The following is a 16,038-nucleotide window of genomic DNA, read 5'->3' as shown; positions in this document are numbered from 1 at the left end:
CTCGGTTGTAGGCAAAACCGAGGAGGTTGCACTTCTGGATATCCATCATTTATAAAAACTGAATACTCAACGGCCTTTAATTCTTATGCTGTAACTTATAGCACTCATCCAAAGCCAGCTCATAATAGGCCAGACCCTCCTGAGCAGCCAGAAAAGCCTTTTGCTGCAGTACAGGGTCTTTATCGCATAGCCGTTTAATCAGCTCCATCGCTTCATAGGGATGCAAATCATCATAATGGGCGTGCGCTCTTAACCACGCCAAAGAGCGCTTGTTGATATTGACTTCTGGATGTTGAGTATACGCCTGAATCCCTTTATAGACCTGAATGGTCCAGTCGCCTGTTGCCCATTCAATCGCAAGATTGGTTGCTGCAATACTTTCGGCCAGTGTCCCCCGGAAGTTAACATCCCACAAAAAGTGATTGACCGCGTTCATGGCCACAGGTGGCTTTACTTGATTCAACATCTCAACAGTCAGACCAAAGCCCCCCGCCCAGTCCTGATACCAGTTTAAATGCCGTTCTTCCACCTTGATATTCTGGATCAGCCAGTCTCGGGTTTCAGTCACGCCATCCAGTTCAAATGAGGTGGCCTTCGCCAATGATCCGGCCATATAGGACGGAAAATGGGCCACCAAAGGATAGAAATTCAATAAGGCCGAACGAAAACATTCCAGACTTAATGAGCCATTGGCCATATCCGTGAATAGTGGGTGTTTGCTTACTCGCTCTTTCGCAGGTAACAGGTCATCCCAGAACTGTTGCGCCCATTCGGAGTGAGGTGTGATTTCCAGTTTTGTTCCATATTGATTCATAGCAGTCATTGCGATGCATCCTATTTCGTATGACTTAATTCAATCATTGACCATGATCGATGCTTTTTTATAAATTGTAGCTCAATACCCGCAAGATACAATCGATTGCCGTTTAATTTGTAACAGCTTTTTATTTCTTGAATCTAATTTAAGCTTGAATCATTATTTTAGGCAATGCTTATTATTTAAAAATTAATATTTTTTTATAATCTAATACACATTCCTTTTAAATCAGTGTAACGTAGTAAAAAAATAATCCCTATTTTGACATTTATAAGAACATTTTTGGGAGTGGTGAGAGATAAGATGAAGTTGAAAGCTTCCAATATATTGGGACAAGAACAAATCGACTTGTTAATTTCTCGCGGGCTAAATTTAGTTTGGTTTCCTAAAGAATTAGAAGTGATCTATCGTGATCAGTACAGAAATGAGGCTGCGCATGAGTTCCGTTATCGCGCCCCTATTATTTTAGGTTTATATCTATTTCTAAGCTTCGGTATCTATCAGGTCCTACCGACAGACCTGCGAATCACCTGGATGGCAACCTATGGCTGGGTTGGGATCATTATTACCTTGGCATGGATGCTGTCTTTCCTGCCCATGATGAATAAATGGTTTGATCACTATGTCTGTATCGGTTCCATGGGCGCCGTGGCCATTTCATTTACGATCATTAACGTACTCGAGCAAGGACAAAACAACGTTCTGTTCCATGCCGCCATGATGTATGCCGTGGTGATCATCTATGGTTTCGTCGGTATGCGCTTCTATACGGCGATTATTGCCGGCTGGGTCGGCGGTTTGATCGGGATTATTGCCAGTACCTGGCTCAGTGGTGCCATCGACTGGACCTTCCTGAACCGTACTTATACCTTCAGCAGTTTTCTAGGCATGGCACTCGCCTACGCCACGGATCGGCAACACCGTGAAAACTATCTGCAAAACTGCATGATTGAACTCAACCGTTTAGAGCTGATGCGACAGGCGCAGCAGCTTTCGATTCTGTCTCAACAGGATGCCTTAACCGGTCTGGCCAATCGCCGCTATCTGGATGAGGTGCTAGAGAATGAATGGAAACGTGCCACACGCCATGGATTACCAATCACCATCATGATGATCGATATCGATTTCTTTAAGCTCTATAACGATACGCTGGGGCATATCCAGGGTGATCAATGTTTACGGCGCATTGCGATTATGCTCGGCTCTATCGCCTCACGTAGTGGTGATCTGGCAGCGCGTTATGGTGGAGAAGAGTTCTTGCTACTGTTTGCCATGACGGATCGTGAGCAGGCACTGGTACAGGTTAAGCGATTGATGGAAATTATTAATAATATCGGGATTGCCCATCCCAAAAGTCAGGTTTCCAAATATGTGACCATCAGTGTGGGGGTTGCTACCATGATGCCGAAAATTGGAGATAGCCTGTCAGAGTTTATTGCGCAAGCGGATCATGCGTTATATATCGCGAAAAGTAATGGTCGCAATCAATATCATATTGCGTCAACTAATAATATAATTTCCGAAACTTTATAATGGATGTATATTATTAAACACAGGTTAAATTACTTTAATTTTAAACTGAATGATAATGAGACGTAAGCCACACATATAATAAATTATTTGTATGGCTTAATCTTTTTATATTAGGGTTCGATGGGTTTAAATGGAGCAACCACATCGGCATTTTGAGCACGATGTCTTAAAAAGTGATCCATTAATACAATCGCCAGCATCGCTTCAGCAATCGGCGTTGCACGTACACCCACACATGGATCATGACGACCCTTGGTCAATACATCGGTATTTTCACGATCAATGGTAATGGTTTTACCTGGCGTGGTAATACTTGCGGTCGGCTTTAAAGCAATCGCAACACGGATGGTCTGCCCACTGGAAATTCCCCCTAAGATACCGCCAGCATGATTGGCAAGGAAACCGTCTGTGGTCAGCTCATCACGGGTTTCATGACCAAACTGCCCGGCAACTGCAAAGCCGTCACCAATCTCAACACCTTTAACTGCATTGATACTCATCATGGCATGGGCAATATCTGCATCTAAGCGATCAAATACAGGTTCGCCCCAACCCACAGGTACTTTTTCAGCCACGATTTCAAGTTTGGCACCACAACTGGTGCCTTGCTCACGTAAAGCAGTGACCAGCTGTTCAAAACGCGGAACGGCATCTACATCACCACAGAAGAACGGATTATTTGGTACTTCCGCCCAATCCAGTTTTTCTGCAACTTCATTACCAATTTGGGTGACATGTCCACGAATATCAATACCAAACTTTTCAGCAAGATATTTCTTGGCAATCGCACCCGCAGCAACACGCATGGCAGTTTCACGCGCACTTGAACGACCACCGCCACGATAGTCACGGAAGCCGTATTTTTGCGTATAGGTATAGTCCGCATGGCCCGGACGGAATGTTTGGGCAATATTGCCGTAGTCTTTGGATTTCTGATCGGTGTTCCGGATCAACAAACCGATTGATGTGCCTGTGGTTTTACCTTCAAACACACCCGAGATAATCTCGACCTGATCCGGTTCTTTTCGTTGCGTCGCAAACTTTGACGTTCCCGGTTTACGGCGATCAAGATCTTTTTGCAGATCGGCTTCACAAAGCTCAAGACCAGGTGGCACCCCATCGACAATTGCCATCAAGCCAACACCATGTGACTCACCACAGGTTGTTACTCGAAACAGTTGCCCAATACTATTCCCTGCCATGTTTTATCGCCTCTTAATTTTGAACGGATTGCTGAAATAATTCTTTATAACGACGGCATTGTTCAGCAGTTAAAGCAAAAATACCAGAACCACCTTTCTGGAAAGTCAGCCAATGGAAGTCAACGGTATTGAAGTTCTGGCGCATTGCCCATTCAGAATTACCCACTTCAATCACGATCAAGCCATCTTCTGTTAGATAATCTGCCGCTTGAGCGAGCATTTTACGGACTAGATCCAGACCATCCTGACCCGCAGCCAAGGCAAGCTCAGGCTCATGCAAGAATTCTTCTGGTAAATCCGCCATATCTTCAGCATCGACATACGGCGGATTGCTCACGATCAGGTCGTATTGATTTTCAGCTGGAATTTTCGAGAATAAATCAGATTCAAGTAAAGCCACCTGATATTGCTTATCATGATGCTCGGTATTAATTGAAGCCACTTCCAACGCTTCTTTGGAAATATCCGTTGCATCCACTTCGGCATCCGGATAAGCATAAGCCAAGGCAATCGCGATACAACCTGAACCCGTACACATATCCAGAATACGTTGCGGTGTTTTTGGATTATTATTTTCAGGTAAGTTGTTTAACGCTTCCAGCATACGACCATTCTCATCAAGGCAGTATGGTGCAAAACGCTGTTCAATCAACTCGGCAATGGGTGAACGTGGAATCAGCACGCGCTCATCGACATAAAATGGCTTATTGAAGAAATACGCCAGGTTTAATAAATATGAGGTTGGAATACGGTCATTAATACGACGTTCTAATAAGCTCAGGAATTCCGCTTTTTCACTTGGCAGTAACTTCGCATCAAGAATTTCAGCATCCGCTTTCCACTCAAGTGACAATGTTTGTAGTACCAATGCAGCACTCTCGGCAAAATAGTCCTGAGTGCCTTGACCTAAGTGTGCGTCATATTGACGCATTGCGGTTACCCCAAAACGGATAAAATCTCGAATGGTTACTAGGTTTTCAGCCGCTTCTTGTAAATGTTCAGGGCTGATTGTCGGTCGCTCCACTTAGGCGTCTCCAAAAGTGCTAATTGCAAAACGCTTTATTCTAACGGGATTAAGATTGATTTAACAATAAAAAAACCGCCTCTCTACAAGAAGCGGCCTATTAACATGAGATATTCAGTCAGAACTTATAGGCCTAGCTTTTCTGCCACATAGTCCGAGTCTTTATCACCACGACCTGAAAGATTGACCACGATCTTGATGTTCTTCTCCATTTTAGGGGCTTCACGTAAAGCCCATGCCACGGCATGTGAACTTTCCAGTGCCGGTACAATCCCTTCCACCCGTGAAAGTGTCATAAATGCATCAAGACATTCTTGATCGGTCGCCGTTTCATAGTGCACACGGCCCAGCTCTTTCAGGAAACTATGTTGTGGCCCGACACCTGGATAATCCAGTCCTGATGCAATCGAATGCACTGGCAATGGCTCACCGTGCTCATCTTCCAGTACATAACATGCCATACCATGAATCTGCCCCGGCTTACCCAAAGTCAGTGTTGCAGAATGCTTATCGGTATCCAGACCATGACCTGCCGGCTCAACACCCACCAGTTTGACATCAGATTCATTTAAAAATGCGGTAAATGCACCAATCGCATTTGAGCCCCCACCGACGCAGGCCACCACATAATCAGGATGCTGACCAAAATGCGCATTGGATTGTTGTTTGATTTCCTTGCCAATAATTGACTGGAAATCACGTACCATTTTTGGAAATGGGTGTGGACCCACTACTGAACCAATCGCATAGATATAGTTTTTCGGATCTTTTAAATACTCTTCAAAGGCACTATCGACTGCATCTTTTAAAGTGGCTGTTCCTTGAGTCACTGAAACCAGTTTTGCACCCAATATTTTCATCTTTACAACATTGGGATGCTCTTTTTCGATATCCACTTGTCCCATATGAATTTCACACGGAATACCGACCAAGGCACAAGCCGTTGCCAGCGCCACACCATGCTGTCCTGCACCTGTCTCGGCAATGACTTTGGTTTTACCCATATACTTGGCAAGTAAAGCTTCACCTAAGCAGTGATTGATCTTATGTGCACCAGTATGGTTTAAATCTTCACGTTTCAAATAAATCTGTGCGCCACCCAATTGTTCTGATAAACGCTTGGCATGAAACAATGGACTTGGTCGACCGACATAATTTTTGAATAGCTCATTCAGCTCATCCTGAAACTCGGCCGTATGGCGAATCTCTTCATAAGCCGCATTGATCTCATCCATCGCCTCTTTTAAGTGAGGTGGAATGAACTGACCGCCAAAATTTCCAAAGAAACCTGCTTCATTAGGTAAAGCTACCCCATTGATTTGATGTTCCATCATTATTCCTGTTTTTATAAAGTTGTCGTCTTAATATAAATATTAACGCGATAAGTAGCGCGTCATGTCTTCGATACCCTTCAGCGTCATCGGAAACATATGATTTTCAAAAATATCTTTAATCCAGTGAATGGTCTGGGTGTAATGCCAATAGCCTTCCATTTCAGGATTCAGCCAAGCGGTTTTATCGAAATGCTGGCGTAAACGTCTCAGCCACACTTCACCCGCTTCATCATTCATATACTCAACCGAACCACCGACCGACTTTAACTCATACGGCGCCATACTGGCATCACCCACCACAATCACACGATAATCACGTCCATAGGTATGGAACAGATCCCAGGTATTCATGCGGGTTGCGCTACGGCGATGGTTGTCTTTCCAGACATAATCATACAGGCAGTTATGGAAATAGAAGTATTCGAGGGTTTTAAACTCGGATTTGGCTGCACTAAACAGCTTTTCACATTCAGCAATATAGGCATCCATCGAACCGCCAACATCAAACAGCATTAACACTTTAATGCGGTTACGACGCTCAGGCACCAGTTGTACATCCAGAATGCCCTGTTTGGCGGTTTCACGGATGGTGCCATCGACATCGAGCTCTTCAGCAGCCCCTTGACGGGCAAACTTGCGTAAGCGACGCAGGGCGATTTGCATCTGGCGGGTTCCCAGTACCTGATCATCATCCAGATTCTGGTATTTACGCTGTTCCCACACTTTCACCGCCGAACGTTTACGCCCAGGCCCACCGATGCGAACACCTTCAGGATGATCACCAAAGGCGCCAAAAGGTGAAGTACCACCTGTGCCAACCATACGGTTGCCGCCCTGATGTTTCTTATGCTGTTCACGCAAACGCTCTTCCAGCATTTTCATCAGTTCTTCCAGAGAACCGGCTTTTTGTAATTCCGCACGTTGTTCAGGCGTCAGATGCTTTTCCAGCAGTTCAAGATCGAACCAGTCTTTCGGTAACTTGTGAACCTGTTTCAGCAATTCATCCAGATCAAAGGTTTCGATGCCATCAAAGTAATCTTTCATGGCACGATCGAACTTGTCAAAGAAGCGTTCATCTTTGACTAAAACCGTTTTCGCCAACTGATAGAACTCGTCCTGATCTGCAAACACAAGACCTGAAGCTACTGCCTGATTGAGATCAATGAGCTCACGTGTCGTGACCGGTACGCCATATTTGCGTAAGGTGTAAAACAGTCGCACAAACATTGCTCAGTACTCTTAACGACGTGACATAAAGGCTAAACGTTCAAGTAATTGCACATCTTGTTCATTCTTGATCAAGGCACCATATAATGGTGGAATCGCTTTCGATTTGTCATGATTACGCAATACATCTTCTGGCATATCATCCGCCATCAACAAGCTTAACCAGTCAATCAGCTCTGAAGTTGATGGTGGCTTCTTCAAATTCGGGATTTCACGTAATTTAAAGAACACCTGCAACGCTTCACTGACCAGTGTATTGGAGATATTCGGAAAATGGACTGCAATGATGTCGCGCATGGTCGCTTCATCAGGGAATTCGATATAGTGGAAGAAACAACGACGCAAGAAAGCATCTGGCAATTCCTTCTCATTATTCGAGGTAATAATCACGATCGGGCGTTGTGTGGCAGTAATGGTCTCGCCTGTCTCATAGACATAAAACGACATTTTGTCGAGTTCATGCAACAAGTCATTCGGGAATTCAATATCTGCCTTGTCAATTTCATCAATCAACAGGACACAACGCTCTTCGCTGGTAAATGCTTCCCACAATTTACCCGGCTTGATATAGTTTTTAATGTCATAGACACGATCATCACCTAACTGGCTATCACGTAATCGCGACACCGCATCATACTCATACAAACCTTGCTGGGCTTTGGTGGTCGATTTGATATGCCAGGTAATCAGCTTTAAACCCAGACTGGCAGCCACTTGTTCTGCAAGCAAGGTTTTCCCTGTACCCGGCTCCCCTTTGACCAGCAATGGTTTTTGTAGGGCACGCGCAGCTTTCACTGCAAGTTTTAAGCTATCGGTCGCGATATATTGATCTGTACCGGTGAAGTGTTGTGTATCAGCAGACATTTAAAAACCTTATTTTTCTATATTTAACTTAGTATCTAAACTGAACGTGCAGTTTTATTTGCCGTGTATTTTGACCAGCAGAAGCCAATCAGTAGCCCTGTACCAATGACGAATAAAATCAATGATAGATTTGACCAGATCAAGACATGCTCTTTGGTCAGCACACCAAAAATCAGACCAAAAATTGCAGGGGCAAGGGCTGAATTCGGACCTTCTGAAATCGTTGGCGTTGCAAGAACTGCAAATGCCACGATCCACAGGATGCCACCAATCGGATTGGGCAAACGTGACATCAAACGATACCAGCACCACAATGCAATGAGCGTCCCCGTAACATAAACAATGATCGCGACATTTTCTTCAGGAAACTGATCCAGTACCGAGAGAATGTTCGACCAGATTGCTGTTAAAGTTTCAAGCACCGCGTAAGCCCTCTGGTTCTACCGCATTCGGATTGATGAGTCCTTCAGGCGGCATTTGAATGAAAAAGCCTTTGGTATTCAATGAATCTAAAACATGTAAAACGTTGGCACGTGCAAGTTTTCGCTCATTATGAAGTTCTAAATGCATCACAAAGGTGGCTTTGCCGAAGGCCTGTAAAACGCTTTCTGGAACACCTTCAAACGGGTTCTCTTGTTCCTTGTCATCAGGATAATTTGGACGAGCAATGTACATATACATTTCATCTTTTTTGCTCGATCTATAAATATCGCAGTGCATGTTTACTCACATCTATTAACAATCAAAGACAGCATACATGAAAATAAAAATGGATACATTAAGGATTGTTAACGCCAGAGTCGACTTTTTTCTTTCGCCACCTTAGCCCTTATTTCCATGCCGTGTCTTAGAATGCCATAATCAAACACTGATTTTCCGGTGGAACAGCCATGCAACAAAACAAATATGATGATCCTGCATTTTTTACTGAATATTCAAAAATTCCTCGTTCGCTATATGGCTTGCACGCTGCTGGTGAATGGTCGGCATTTAAAGCACACCTACCAGAGTTAAACAATAAAACGGTTTTGGATTTAGGCTGCGGCTATGGCTGGCATTGTCAACATGCTGCTGAACAAGGTGCGAGCTCTGTGACCGGAATTGATTTATCCACTAAAATGCTAGAAAAAGCACGTCAGTTAAATACAGCAAAAAATGTGGTTTACCAACATAGCTCGATTGAAACTTTTATCGCTGAAGCAGCGTCATTTGACCTGATCATCAGTTCACTAGCCTTGCATTACGTGCAAGATCTAGATGCTGTATTCGAAAAAGCGGCTCAACTGCTCGTGCCACAGGGCGAACTCTATTATTCTGTTGAGCACCCGATTTTTACCGCACGTGCGCAGCAAGATTGGATTTATAGTCATGAGAAACAGCCACTGTATTGGCCGGTGGACCATTATTTTGTAGAAGGCCAAAGAGAAACACAGTTCCTAGGTACCCATGTGGTGAAATATCACCGCACCATCGAAACCCATGTCATGGCTTTACTCAAAGCAGGTTTTGAAATCACCGCCCTGATTGAACCACTGCCTAGCGATGAAATGATTGAAAAGATGGGCTGGCAGGATGAACGAAGACGGCCCATGATGCTGATCATCAAGGCCAAAAAAAAGAGCTAATCACTTAGCTCTTTTTTCAAAACACTAACGGGCAATTTTCATCTGAGTAGCCAGATACTCAATATCTTCCCGCAATAAGGCAATCAAGGGTTGAGTCAGCAGATCATAGCGCCAGCCCATCAGATAATTCGGCAAGCTCTGCTCATCCCGATGAAAGACCACATGCTCATAAATGGCATTCATCCATTTCTTACGTAGCAATACTTCTTTCGGGATTCCGGTCTGAAGCACGACATCTGTAATTAAAGCATCGATTTTAGGTGCCACTTCTTTTGAATTACTCTTGACGGGACGTGCCATGCGTAAAGGCCATTCATTCTCAGGCGGTAAGAATTTCAATAAATCCAGAATGGTTTTACCATGCTCACGGATCACATTCGGCCGGATATCCTTGATCTGGGCAAGCTGAAAGGTATTCCGCGGATTTTTTTCAACCAGATCAATCATGGTGCCATTGCGAAGAATAAAGCTGCGTGGCTGATTTAAGGCCTTGGTAATCTGCTCTCGCCAGATACTCAACTGCTGCAGTTGCATCAACTCACGGCGTGAATGGCGGTAGTTACCAATATCGGTATAAAGTTCTGGCAGTGGTGTTTCCGTTGCAATCTCTTTGGTGAGATTCTGACAGTCTTCCAGTACGTATTGATACAGTCCTTTCGCTTTCAGGTCAGTTTTAAGGGTATCTGCTAGCTTGCTTAAATAGATGACATCATTTGCCGCATAGCTCATTTGCTCCTGCGACAGGGGTCTTGCCAGCCAGTCTGAACGGGTCTGGTCTTTTTCAATATCGATATTAAGACAGGTCTTTAATGCATTCTGATAACTGACCTGTAAACCATGCCCCAGAAATGCCATTGCGACCTGGGTGTCAAACACATTATTCAAGGGTTTCTGATCTGCATAATGATAGATCAGGTCAATATCTTCACTGCAGGCATGGAAAATGTTCTGTTGAGCAGCAAAAATCTTTGGCCAGAAATGGGTCAGATCCAATGCCGCACCGTCCAGTAACAGAATCTGGCCATTTAAATTGATTTGGCAAACACCAAGTTTGGGATATAAGGTATCGACCTTGATAAATTCGGTATCAAGTGCATAGACAGAACACTGTTCCATCTGGCTAAGGAGAACAGCTAAATCTTGTTGCTGCTGGATAAACTGAAACATGTGTGCTCAAGTAAAATAATATAGAACCATACGCAATAGAGTGATCTAACCAAGATCAGGCATTGCTTAACTAAAAACAAAATACAAAAAAAAATTAATTGGTATTCCACATATAAAACATGAAATTACTCCTCTCTCCATTTCATCAAAAAACGAAAATCCTTTTCGCCAGCTCATAGTGCCACAAATCATCGTAAATAGATCTACGATAATGTTAGACAAAATGTAAAATTTAATTATTTGTTTAAATTAACAGCATGAATTTAAAATAAATATAAGAAAATGCCAAGAAAGCTGTTATTTCATGCGCATTCGGTTGTGTACAGCCTGACTTAAGGTATGACTATCGACATATTCCAGCTCACCACCTTGCGGTACGCCTTGTGCAATTCGGGTCATCTGAATCGGTAAATGTTTGGTCGCTTCAACCAGATAATGTGCGGTTGCTTGACCTTCTACTGTCGCGTTGGTCGCCAGAATGACTTCCTGAATCTGTCCTTCGCTCAAACGCTGAATCAGGTAAGGAATCCCGATTTCTTCCGGACCAATGCCATCTAGAGGTGACAAATGTCCGCCCAGAACATGATATTTACCGCGGAAACTACCACTTTGCTCAATCGCCATAACATCTGCTGGTGATTCAACTACACACAGTAATTGCTCATCACGTTCTACCGAGGCACAAATATCACAGACATCATGTTCTGTTAAAGAGTGACAGATACGACATTCATGAATATGGCTGGAAGCTTCATGTAAAGCATAAGACAGTGCAAAAGCACCTTCGCGATTTTTCATTAATAAATGCAATGCCATACGCTGTGCTGATTTTGGACCAACACTCGGCAGAATACGTAATGCTTGAACCAGTTGTTCAAATCGTTCACTAAACACTAATTAACTCGATTATTTGTAGAAAAAAAGATTCCCCAAGCACCCGGATCGAGTGCTTGAGGAATACTCAATTAGAATAAGCCAGATAAACCTGGTGGTAAGCCCATACCTGAGTTGGCACCTTGAAGTTTTTCTTCTGAAATTGCTTCTGCCTGACGTGCAGCATCATTCATTGCCGCAGCAATCAAATCTTCAATCATGTCTGCTTCGTCTTGTAACAGGTCAGGACTAATTTCGATACGCTTAACGACATTACGGCACGTCATGGTCACTTTAACTAAACCACCGCCTGCTTCCGCATGAACTTCAGTATTTGCAAGCTCTTCTTTGGCTTTTTTAAGATTAGTTTCCATATCTTTTTGCATGCGCTGAGCTTGCTGCATGAGCATATTAATGTTCATAAGTTTCTCTCGTTAAATTAAATCTAAACCGCGTGATAAGTCGCGAATAATATCATCAATGTCTTCTAAACCAACAGACACACGAATTAAACCTTCTTCAATTCCTGCAGCTTGTTTAGCTTCTGCCGACATTCTACCATGCGAGGTGGTTGCTGGATGTGTAATTGTTGACTTAACGTCACCCAGATTACTGGTAATCGACAAGAAGCGCGTATTATCGATCACTGTCCACGCGCCTTCACGTTCGCCTTTGACCACAAAGGATACGACACCGCCAAAACCTTTTTGTTGTTTTTTCGCGAGTTCATGTCCAGGATGATCAGGTAAACCTGCGTAATAGACTTTTTCCACTTTTTCGTGCTGATGTAACCATTCAGCTAGTTTCTGTGCACTCTCACAATGGGCTTTCATACGAATGCTAAGCGTTTCAAGGCCTTTCAAGAAAATCCATGCATTAAACGGACTCATGGAATTACCCAAAGTACGAATCACGCCGTTTACTTCTTCAAGCAAGTCATGCTTACCAACCACCGCACCACCAAGCGCACGGCCCTGACCATCGATATATTTGGTTGCAGAGTAAAGAACTAAATCCGCACCAAACTTAATCGGTTGTTGTAATACAGGGGTACAGAAACAGTTATCGACGGCAAATAAAGCACCATTGGCATGGGCAATATCGGCAATTGCCTGCATATCACCGACTTGTGCCAAAGGATTTGACGGCGTTTCGATAAATAAGATACGGGTATTTGGACGAATCGCCTGTTTCCAGCCTTCAAGATCACCCAGATCAACAAAGGTCACTTCAACCGCAAATTTCGCCACATATTTTTCAAATAACGCAATGATTGAACCAAACACTGCGCGAGAACAAATCACATGGTCGCCCGCTTTTAAGTACGCCATACACATGGCATGGACTGCCGCCATGCCTGAGCTGGTCGCGACGGCACGTTCTGCACCATCCAAAACCGCTAAACGCTTTTCAAAAGCCTGAACGGTGGGATTGGTATAACGTGAATAAGTATTGCCTGCAATTTGTCCAGAGAATTTTGCAGCAGCATCCGCCGCACTGTCACACACAAATGATGAGGTTAAAAAGATCGGCTCACTATGTTCACCTTCCGAGGTACGATCATGCCCTGTGCGAATTGCCAGTGTTTCTAATTGGTATTCTAAATCATCGCTTGGATTCATCGTTTTGTATGCCTTATGATCATAATGAGGAAATATGCCAATATTTTGATCGCCTAAGGTATTTAAGGTCAAGGCGTAAGATGAAATTATCGCTTAGACTTCGTGCAATCTTGACTCATGACGAGACTTTATAAGATGAAATCGCTTGTGGAACAGCAAAAAATAAATTTTAAACATCTGACTATGCGTGTATTCGATGCCGACAAACTGGTTTTGTCTCAATCAACGCCCTATCAAGTGATTGCCCAATTTAAACAAACCCGTGTGCGTTTCTACGCTGCAGAGAATAAGCGCTATAAAGAGCCACTGGTTTTCGTTGCCCCCTTAGCGATTAATATGGATATCTATGACCTCTATCCTTACCGTTCATTGGTCAAACATTTTCAGGACAGCGGTTTTGATGTCTATCTGATTGATTGGGGCAAGCTTACTTATAAAAACTATCAGATTAACTTTCTATCTTTTATTGATAAGTTTATTCCAAAATGTATTGAAGCCATTCAACAGCATTCCCAATCGGAAAAAATTTCATTGCATGGCTGGAGTATGGCAGGCATTTTTGTCACGCTTTATACCGCACGCCATCAACCAAGTGTCGTGAAAAATCTGGTGGTTTTGGGTAGCCCAATCGACAGTTACGCTTCAGGTTATATCGGCAAACTGTATAAAACCTTGGCTTATCTCACCAACCGTAACCCAACCATTAAAGACTATATCTATAACCGTTTGCCCAAACTGATGATCCATTCACCAGGCTTCCTTAATTCTTTAGGATTCAAGCTGTTGGACCCCAAAGGCTGGATTGATGGCAATATTCAATTGTTGAAAAATCTGGATAATTTGAAGCTGGTACAGGAAGATGCCACACTCAGTCACTTCTTGAATAATATGATTGATTACCCGGGCGGCGTAAATCAGGACATGTTATTTAATGTCTGGCTGCAAAATCCTTTAAAACATGGCGCGATTCGTCTCAAGAATAAAACCATTGAACTTAAAAATATTAATTGCTCACTTCTTGTCGGTGCAGGCAAAGGTGATCAATTGGTAACTTCCGAGTCTGCCTTTCCGCTGACCCAGTTGACAAGCAGTCAGGATGTCACGTTTACTCTTATCCCGGGTGGACACTTAGGTTTAATGTCCAGTCAAAACAGTTCAATTGAGTTCTGGCCAACTTTAACTACATGGTTAGCCGAACGATCGACGCAAATAAAAAGGTAAAGTATGACTCAATCTGTTGCATTCATCGGTTTAGGCGCTATGGGCTATCGCATGGCGGCGCATCTTCCTAAATATTTTGAGAAAGTTCTGGTCTGGAACCGAAATTTTAGCAAAGCAGAACAACATGCAGCAGAATATGGCACCACCGCAGTAGAACTTGCTCAGGCAGTACAAGCCGACATTATCTTTTCCTGTTTACCCACCAGTGATGACGTGGAAAATTTGATTGAAAGTGTTGCGATTAAATCAGGTTCAATCTGGATTGATTGCACCAGTGGTGTACCAGATTCAGCCCGCCGTCTGGTTGAAAAATTGAAAGCACAAAATATTGATTTTCTGGATGCACCCGTAAGTGGTCAAACAGTCGGTGCTGAAAATGCAACCTTGACCTTTATGGTCGGTGGCGATGTGGAGGCTTTTGAACGTGCTTATCCTGCCATGGCAGCATTAGGTAAATTGATTCAGCACGTCGGTGAACCTGGCGCTGGGTTTGCGGTAAAAGCCATTAATAATATGCTGCTTGCCGTAAATTTATGGTCAGTGACCGAAGGTTTCAGTACCTTAAAAGCACATGGCGTGAACCTGGATGCAGCACTGAACTGCGTAAATGCTTCTAGCGGTAAAAGCTTTGTGACCGAAAATATTTTCCCGCAACGTGTCCTGAGCCGTGAATTTCCAGTGACCTTTGGTCTGCCATTACTGGCAAAGGATACTGGCATTGCACTGGATCTGGTCAAGGATGCCAAATTACCGGCACCTCTGCTCGCTTTAACGCAGAGCCTGATTCAAACTGCAAATTTAACTGCGGAACCCAATAGCGATTTCTCTGCAGCAGCAAAACTATATGAGTCGTGGAGTAAAATTACGCTGAAATAAGGAAAAAATTCAGAGTAAAAAGTAATGTTAAAACCGCTCAAAAGAGCGGTTTTTTAATCACACAATAGCCATATGTTTTAATTACCGGCGATTACATGCGCTACGCTGAATGAAACCCGCCTCATCCGCTGTTGCACAAATCCTGATTTCATCACCCAGCGACCACTCCGCTGCTCTGGCTGCCATAGCAGCAGGAACAGCTTCTGATCCGGGCCCAGCCGGCACATCATAGGTGGCATGAGCATCATGGGGCAACAATACCGAATAACCTTTGGCTAAAGCAGCACGGGCTGTTGCAGCCACACACATTTCTGACAAAACACCACAAATGGCTAATGACTGAATTTTTAACTCATCCAGAATATGCTGGAGTGAGGTTCCATCAAAACCATTGTCCTCACTTTTTCGAACCACGTATTCATTAGGCTGAGGCGCAAAAAATAATTCCCAACCCGCCTGATAGGGCTCATCTACCGATCCAACCTCCCCATCATTTTGCAGGAAGACCACGGGGGCATTTGCAGCTCTCGCTTTAGCAATTAAAAGATCCAGGGCAGCAATCAATGACTCAGATGCAGGAACAGCTTCTGTACCGGTAACAAATGCCCGTTGTACATCGATCACAATCAAAGCATCTGCATTATTCTGTTGAG

17 protein-coding genes are annotated in these 16,038 nt (G+C 43.7%); 4 read left to right on the top strand and 13 right to left on the bottom strand.

Annotated features, from left to right (window positions below):
• Positions 1–76: 76 nt before the first annotated feature.
• Positions 77–823, bottom strand: a complete 747-nt coding sequence (locus JO943_RS01710; protein ID WP_199972844.1) for a TenA family transcriptional regulator — start codon at positions 821–823, stop codon at positions 77–79.
• Between the two features lie 297 nt (positions 824–1,120).
• Here JO943_RS01710 and JO943_RS01705 point away from each other — a divergent pair, with 297 nt between their 5' ends.
• Entirely contained in the window at positions 1,121–2,350 is a 1,230-nt protein-coding gene (locus JO943_RS01705; RefSeq protein WP_005230393.1) for a GGDEF domain-containing protein, read from the top strand.
• Positions 2,351–2,460: 110 nt separating this feature from the next.
• Here JO943_RS01705 and aroC read toward each other — a convergent pair whose 3' ends face one another.
• The 7 genes from aroC to JO943_RS01670 all read right to left on the bottom strand — a co-directional run bounded on the left by aroC (position 2,461) and on the right by JO943_RS01670 (position 8,721).
• On the bottom strand, positions 2,461–3,552 hold the full coding sequence (gene aroC / locus JO943_RS01700; RefSeq protein WP_005230392.1) for a chorismate synthase: 1,092 nt from the start codon (positions 3,550–3,552) through the stop codon (positions 2,461–2,463).
• A 13-nt stretch (positions 3,553–3,565) separates the two neighbouring features.
• The gene (gene prmB, locus JO943_RS01695; RefSeq protein WP_009512939.1) at positions 3,566–4,576 is read right to left on the bottom strand and encodes a 50S ribosomal protein L3 N(5)-glutamine methyltransferase; all 1,011 of its coding nucleotides are present in this window, start codon (positions 4,574–4,576) and stop codon (positions 3,566–3,568) included.
• A gap of 125 nt (positions 4,577–4,701) precedes the next feature.
• Entirely contained in the window at positions 4,702–5,907 is a 1,206-nt protein-coding gene (gene trpB / locus JO943_RS01690) for a tryptophan synthase subunit beta (protein ID WP_202739985.1), read from the bottom strand.
• Between the two features lie 42 nt (positions 5,908–5,949).
• Positions 5,950–7,137 (bottom strand): vWA domain-containing protein, encoded by a 1,188-nt coding sequence (locus tag JO943_RS01685; RefSeq protein WP_005230389.1) that lies wholly within the window; start codon positions 7,135–7,137, stop codon positions 5,950–5,952.
• A 12-nt stretch (positions 7,138–7,149) separates the two neighbouring features.
• A complete protein-coding gene (locus JO943_RS01680; RefSeq protein WP_009515407.1) occupies positions 7,150–8,001 on the bottom strand; it encodes an AAA family ATPase in 852 nt (283 codons plus the stop codon).
• Between the two features lie 35 nt (positions 8,002–8,036).
• Positions 8,037–8,423: a hypothetical protein gene (locus JO943_RS01675; protein WP_005230385.1), complete on the bottom strand. Its 387-nt coding sequence runs from the start codon at positions 8,421–8,423 to the stop codon at positions 8,037–8,039.
• Positions 8,416–8,721, bottom strand: a complete 306-nt coding sequence (locus tag JO943_RS01670) for a YcgL domain-containing protein (RefSeq protein WP_005230383.1) — start codon at positions 8,719–8,721, stop codon at positions 8,416–8,418. Before JO943_RS01670 ends, JO943_RS01675 begins: the two co-directional genes overlap by 8 nt.
• A 170-nt stretch (positions 8,722–8,891) precedes the next feature.
• On the opposite strand from JO943_RS01670, the gene JO943_RS01665 reads away from it, so the two are divergent.
• Complete coding sequence (locus JO943_RS01665; protein WP_202739795.1) at positions 8,892–9,626, top strand: class I SAM-dependent methyltransferase; 735 nt, start codon at positions 8,892–8,894, stop codon at positions 9,624–9,626.
• A gap of 24 nt (positions 9,627–9,650) precedes the next feature.
• On the opposite strand, the gene JO943_RS01660 is transcribed toward JO943_RS01665, so the two are convergent.
• The 4 genes from JO943_RS01660 to JO943_RS01645 all read right to left on the bottom strand — a co-directional run bounded on the left by JO943_RS01660 (position 9,651) and on the right by JO943_RS01645 (position 13,288).
• Positions 9,651–10,793: a ribonuclease D gene (locus JO943_RS01660; RefSeq protein WP_202739794.1), complete on the bottom strand. Its 1,143-nt coding sequence runs from the start codon at positions 10,791–10,793 to the stop codon at positions 9,651–9,653.
• Between the two features lie 297 nt (positions 10,794–11,090).
• Positions 11,091–11,687, bottom strand: coding sequence for a recombination mediator RecR (gene recR / locus JO943_RS01655; RefSeq protein WP_005230374.1), 597 nt, complete (start codon positions 11,685–11,687; stop codon positions 11,091–11,093).
• Between the two features lie 71 nt (positions 11,688–11,758).
• Complete coding sequence (locus JO943_RS01650) at positions 11,759–12,088, bottom strand: YbaB/EbfC family nucleoid-associated protein (RefSeq protein ID WP_004772118.1); 330 nt, start codon at positions 12,086–12,088, stop codon at positions 11,759–11,761.
• A gap of 12 nt (positions 12,089–12,100) precedes the next feature.
• The gene (locus JO943_RS01645) at positions 12,101–13,288 is read right to left on the bottom strand and encodes an O-succinylhomoserine sulfhydrylase (RefSeq protein ID WP_005230372.1); all 1,188 of its coding nucleotides are present in this window, start codon (positions 13,286–13,288) and stop codon (positions 12,101–12,103) included.
• Positions 13,289–13,423: 135 nt separating this feature from the next.
• Between JO943_RS01645 and JO943_RS01640 the strand changes: the two genes are divergently transcribed.
• Positions 13,424–14,509: an alpha/beta fold hydrolase gene (locus JO943_RS01640; protein ID WP_202739793.1), complete on the top strand. Its 1,086-nt coding sequence runs from the start codon at positions 13,424–13,426 to the stop codon at positions 14,507–14,509.
• A 3-nt stretch (positions 14,510–14,512) separates the two neighbouring features.
• Entirely contained in the window at positions 14,513–15,385 is an 873-nt protein-coding gene (locus JO943_RS01635) for an NAD(P)-dependent oxidoreductase (protein ID WP_202739792.1), read from the top strand.
• A gap of 81 nt (positions 15,386–15,466) precedes the next feature.
• Here the strand turns inward: JO943_RS01635 and JO943_RS01630 are convergent, their stop codons facing one another.
• Complete coding sequence (locus tag JO943_RS01630; RefSeq protein ID WP_202739791.1) at positions 15,467–16,015, bottom strand: isochorismatase family protein; 549 nt, start codon at positions 16,013–16,015, stop codon at positions 15,467–15,469.
• Positions 16,016–16,038 lie beyond the last annotated feature (23 nt).

It is taken from the genome of Acinetobacter sp. 'aerobic (ED)', from assembly GCF_904886855.1.
GTDB lineage: Bacteria > Pseudomonadota > Gammaproteobacteria > Pseudomonadales > Moraxellaceae > Acinetobacter > Acinetobacter courvalinii.
Note: the sequence above shows the minus strand (reverse complement) of the source record. Positions and strands in the feature narration are given on the sequence as shown.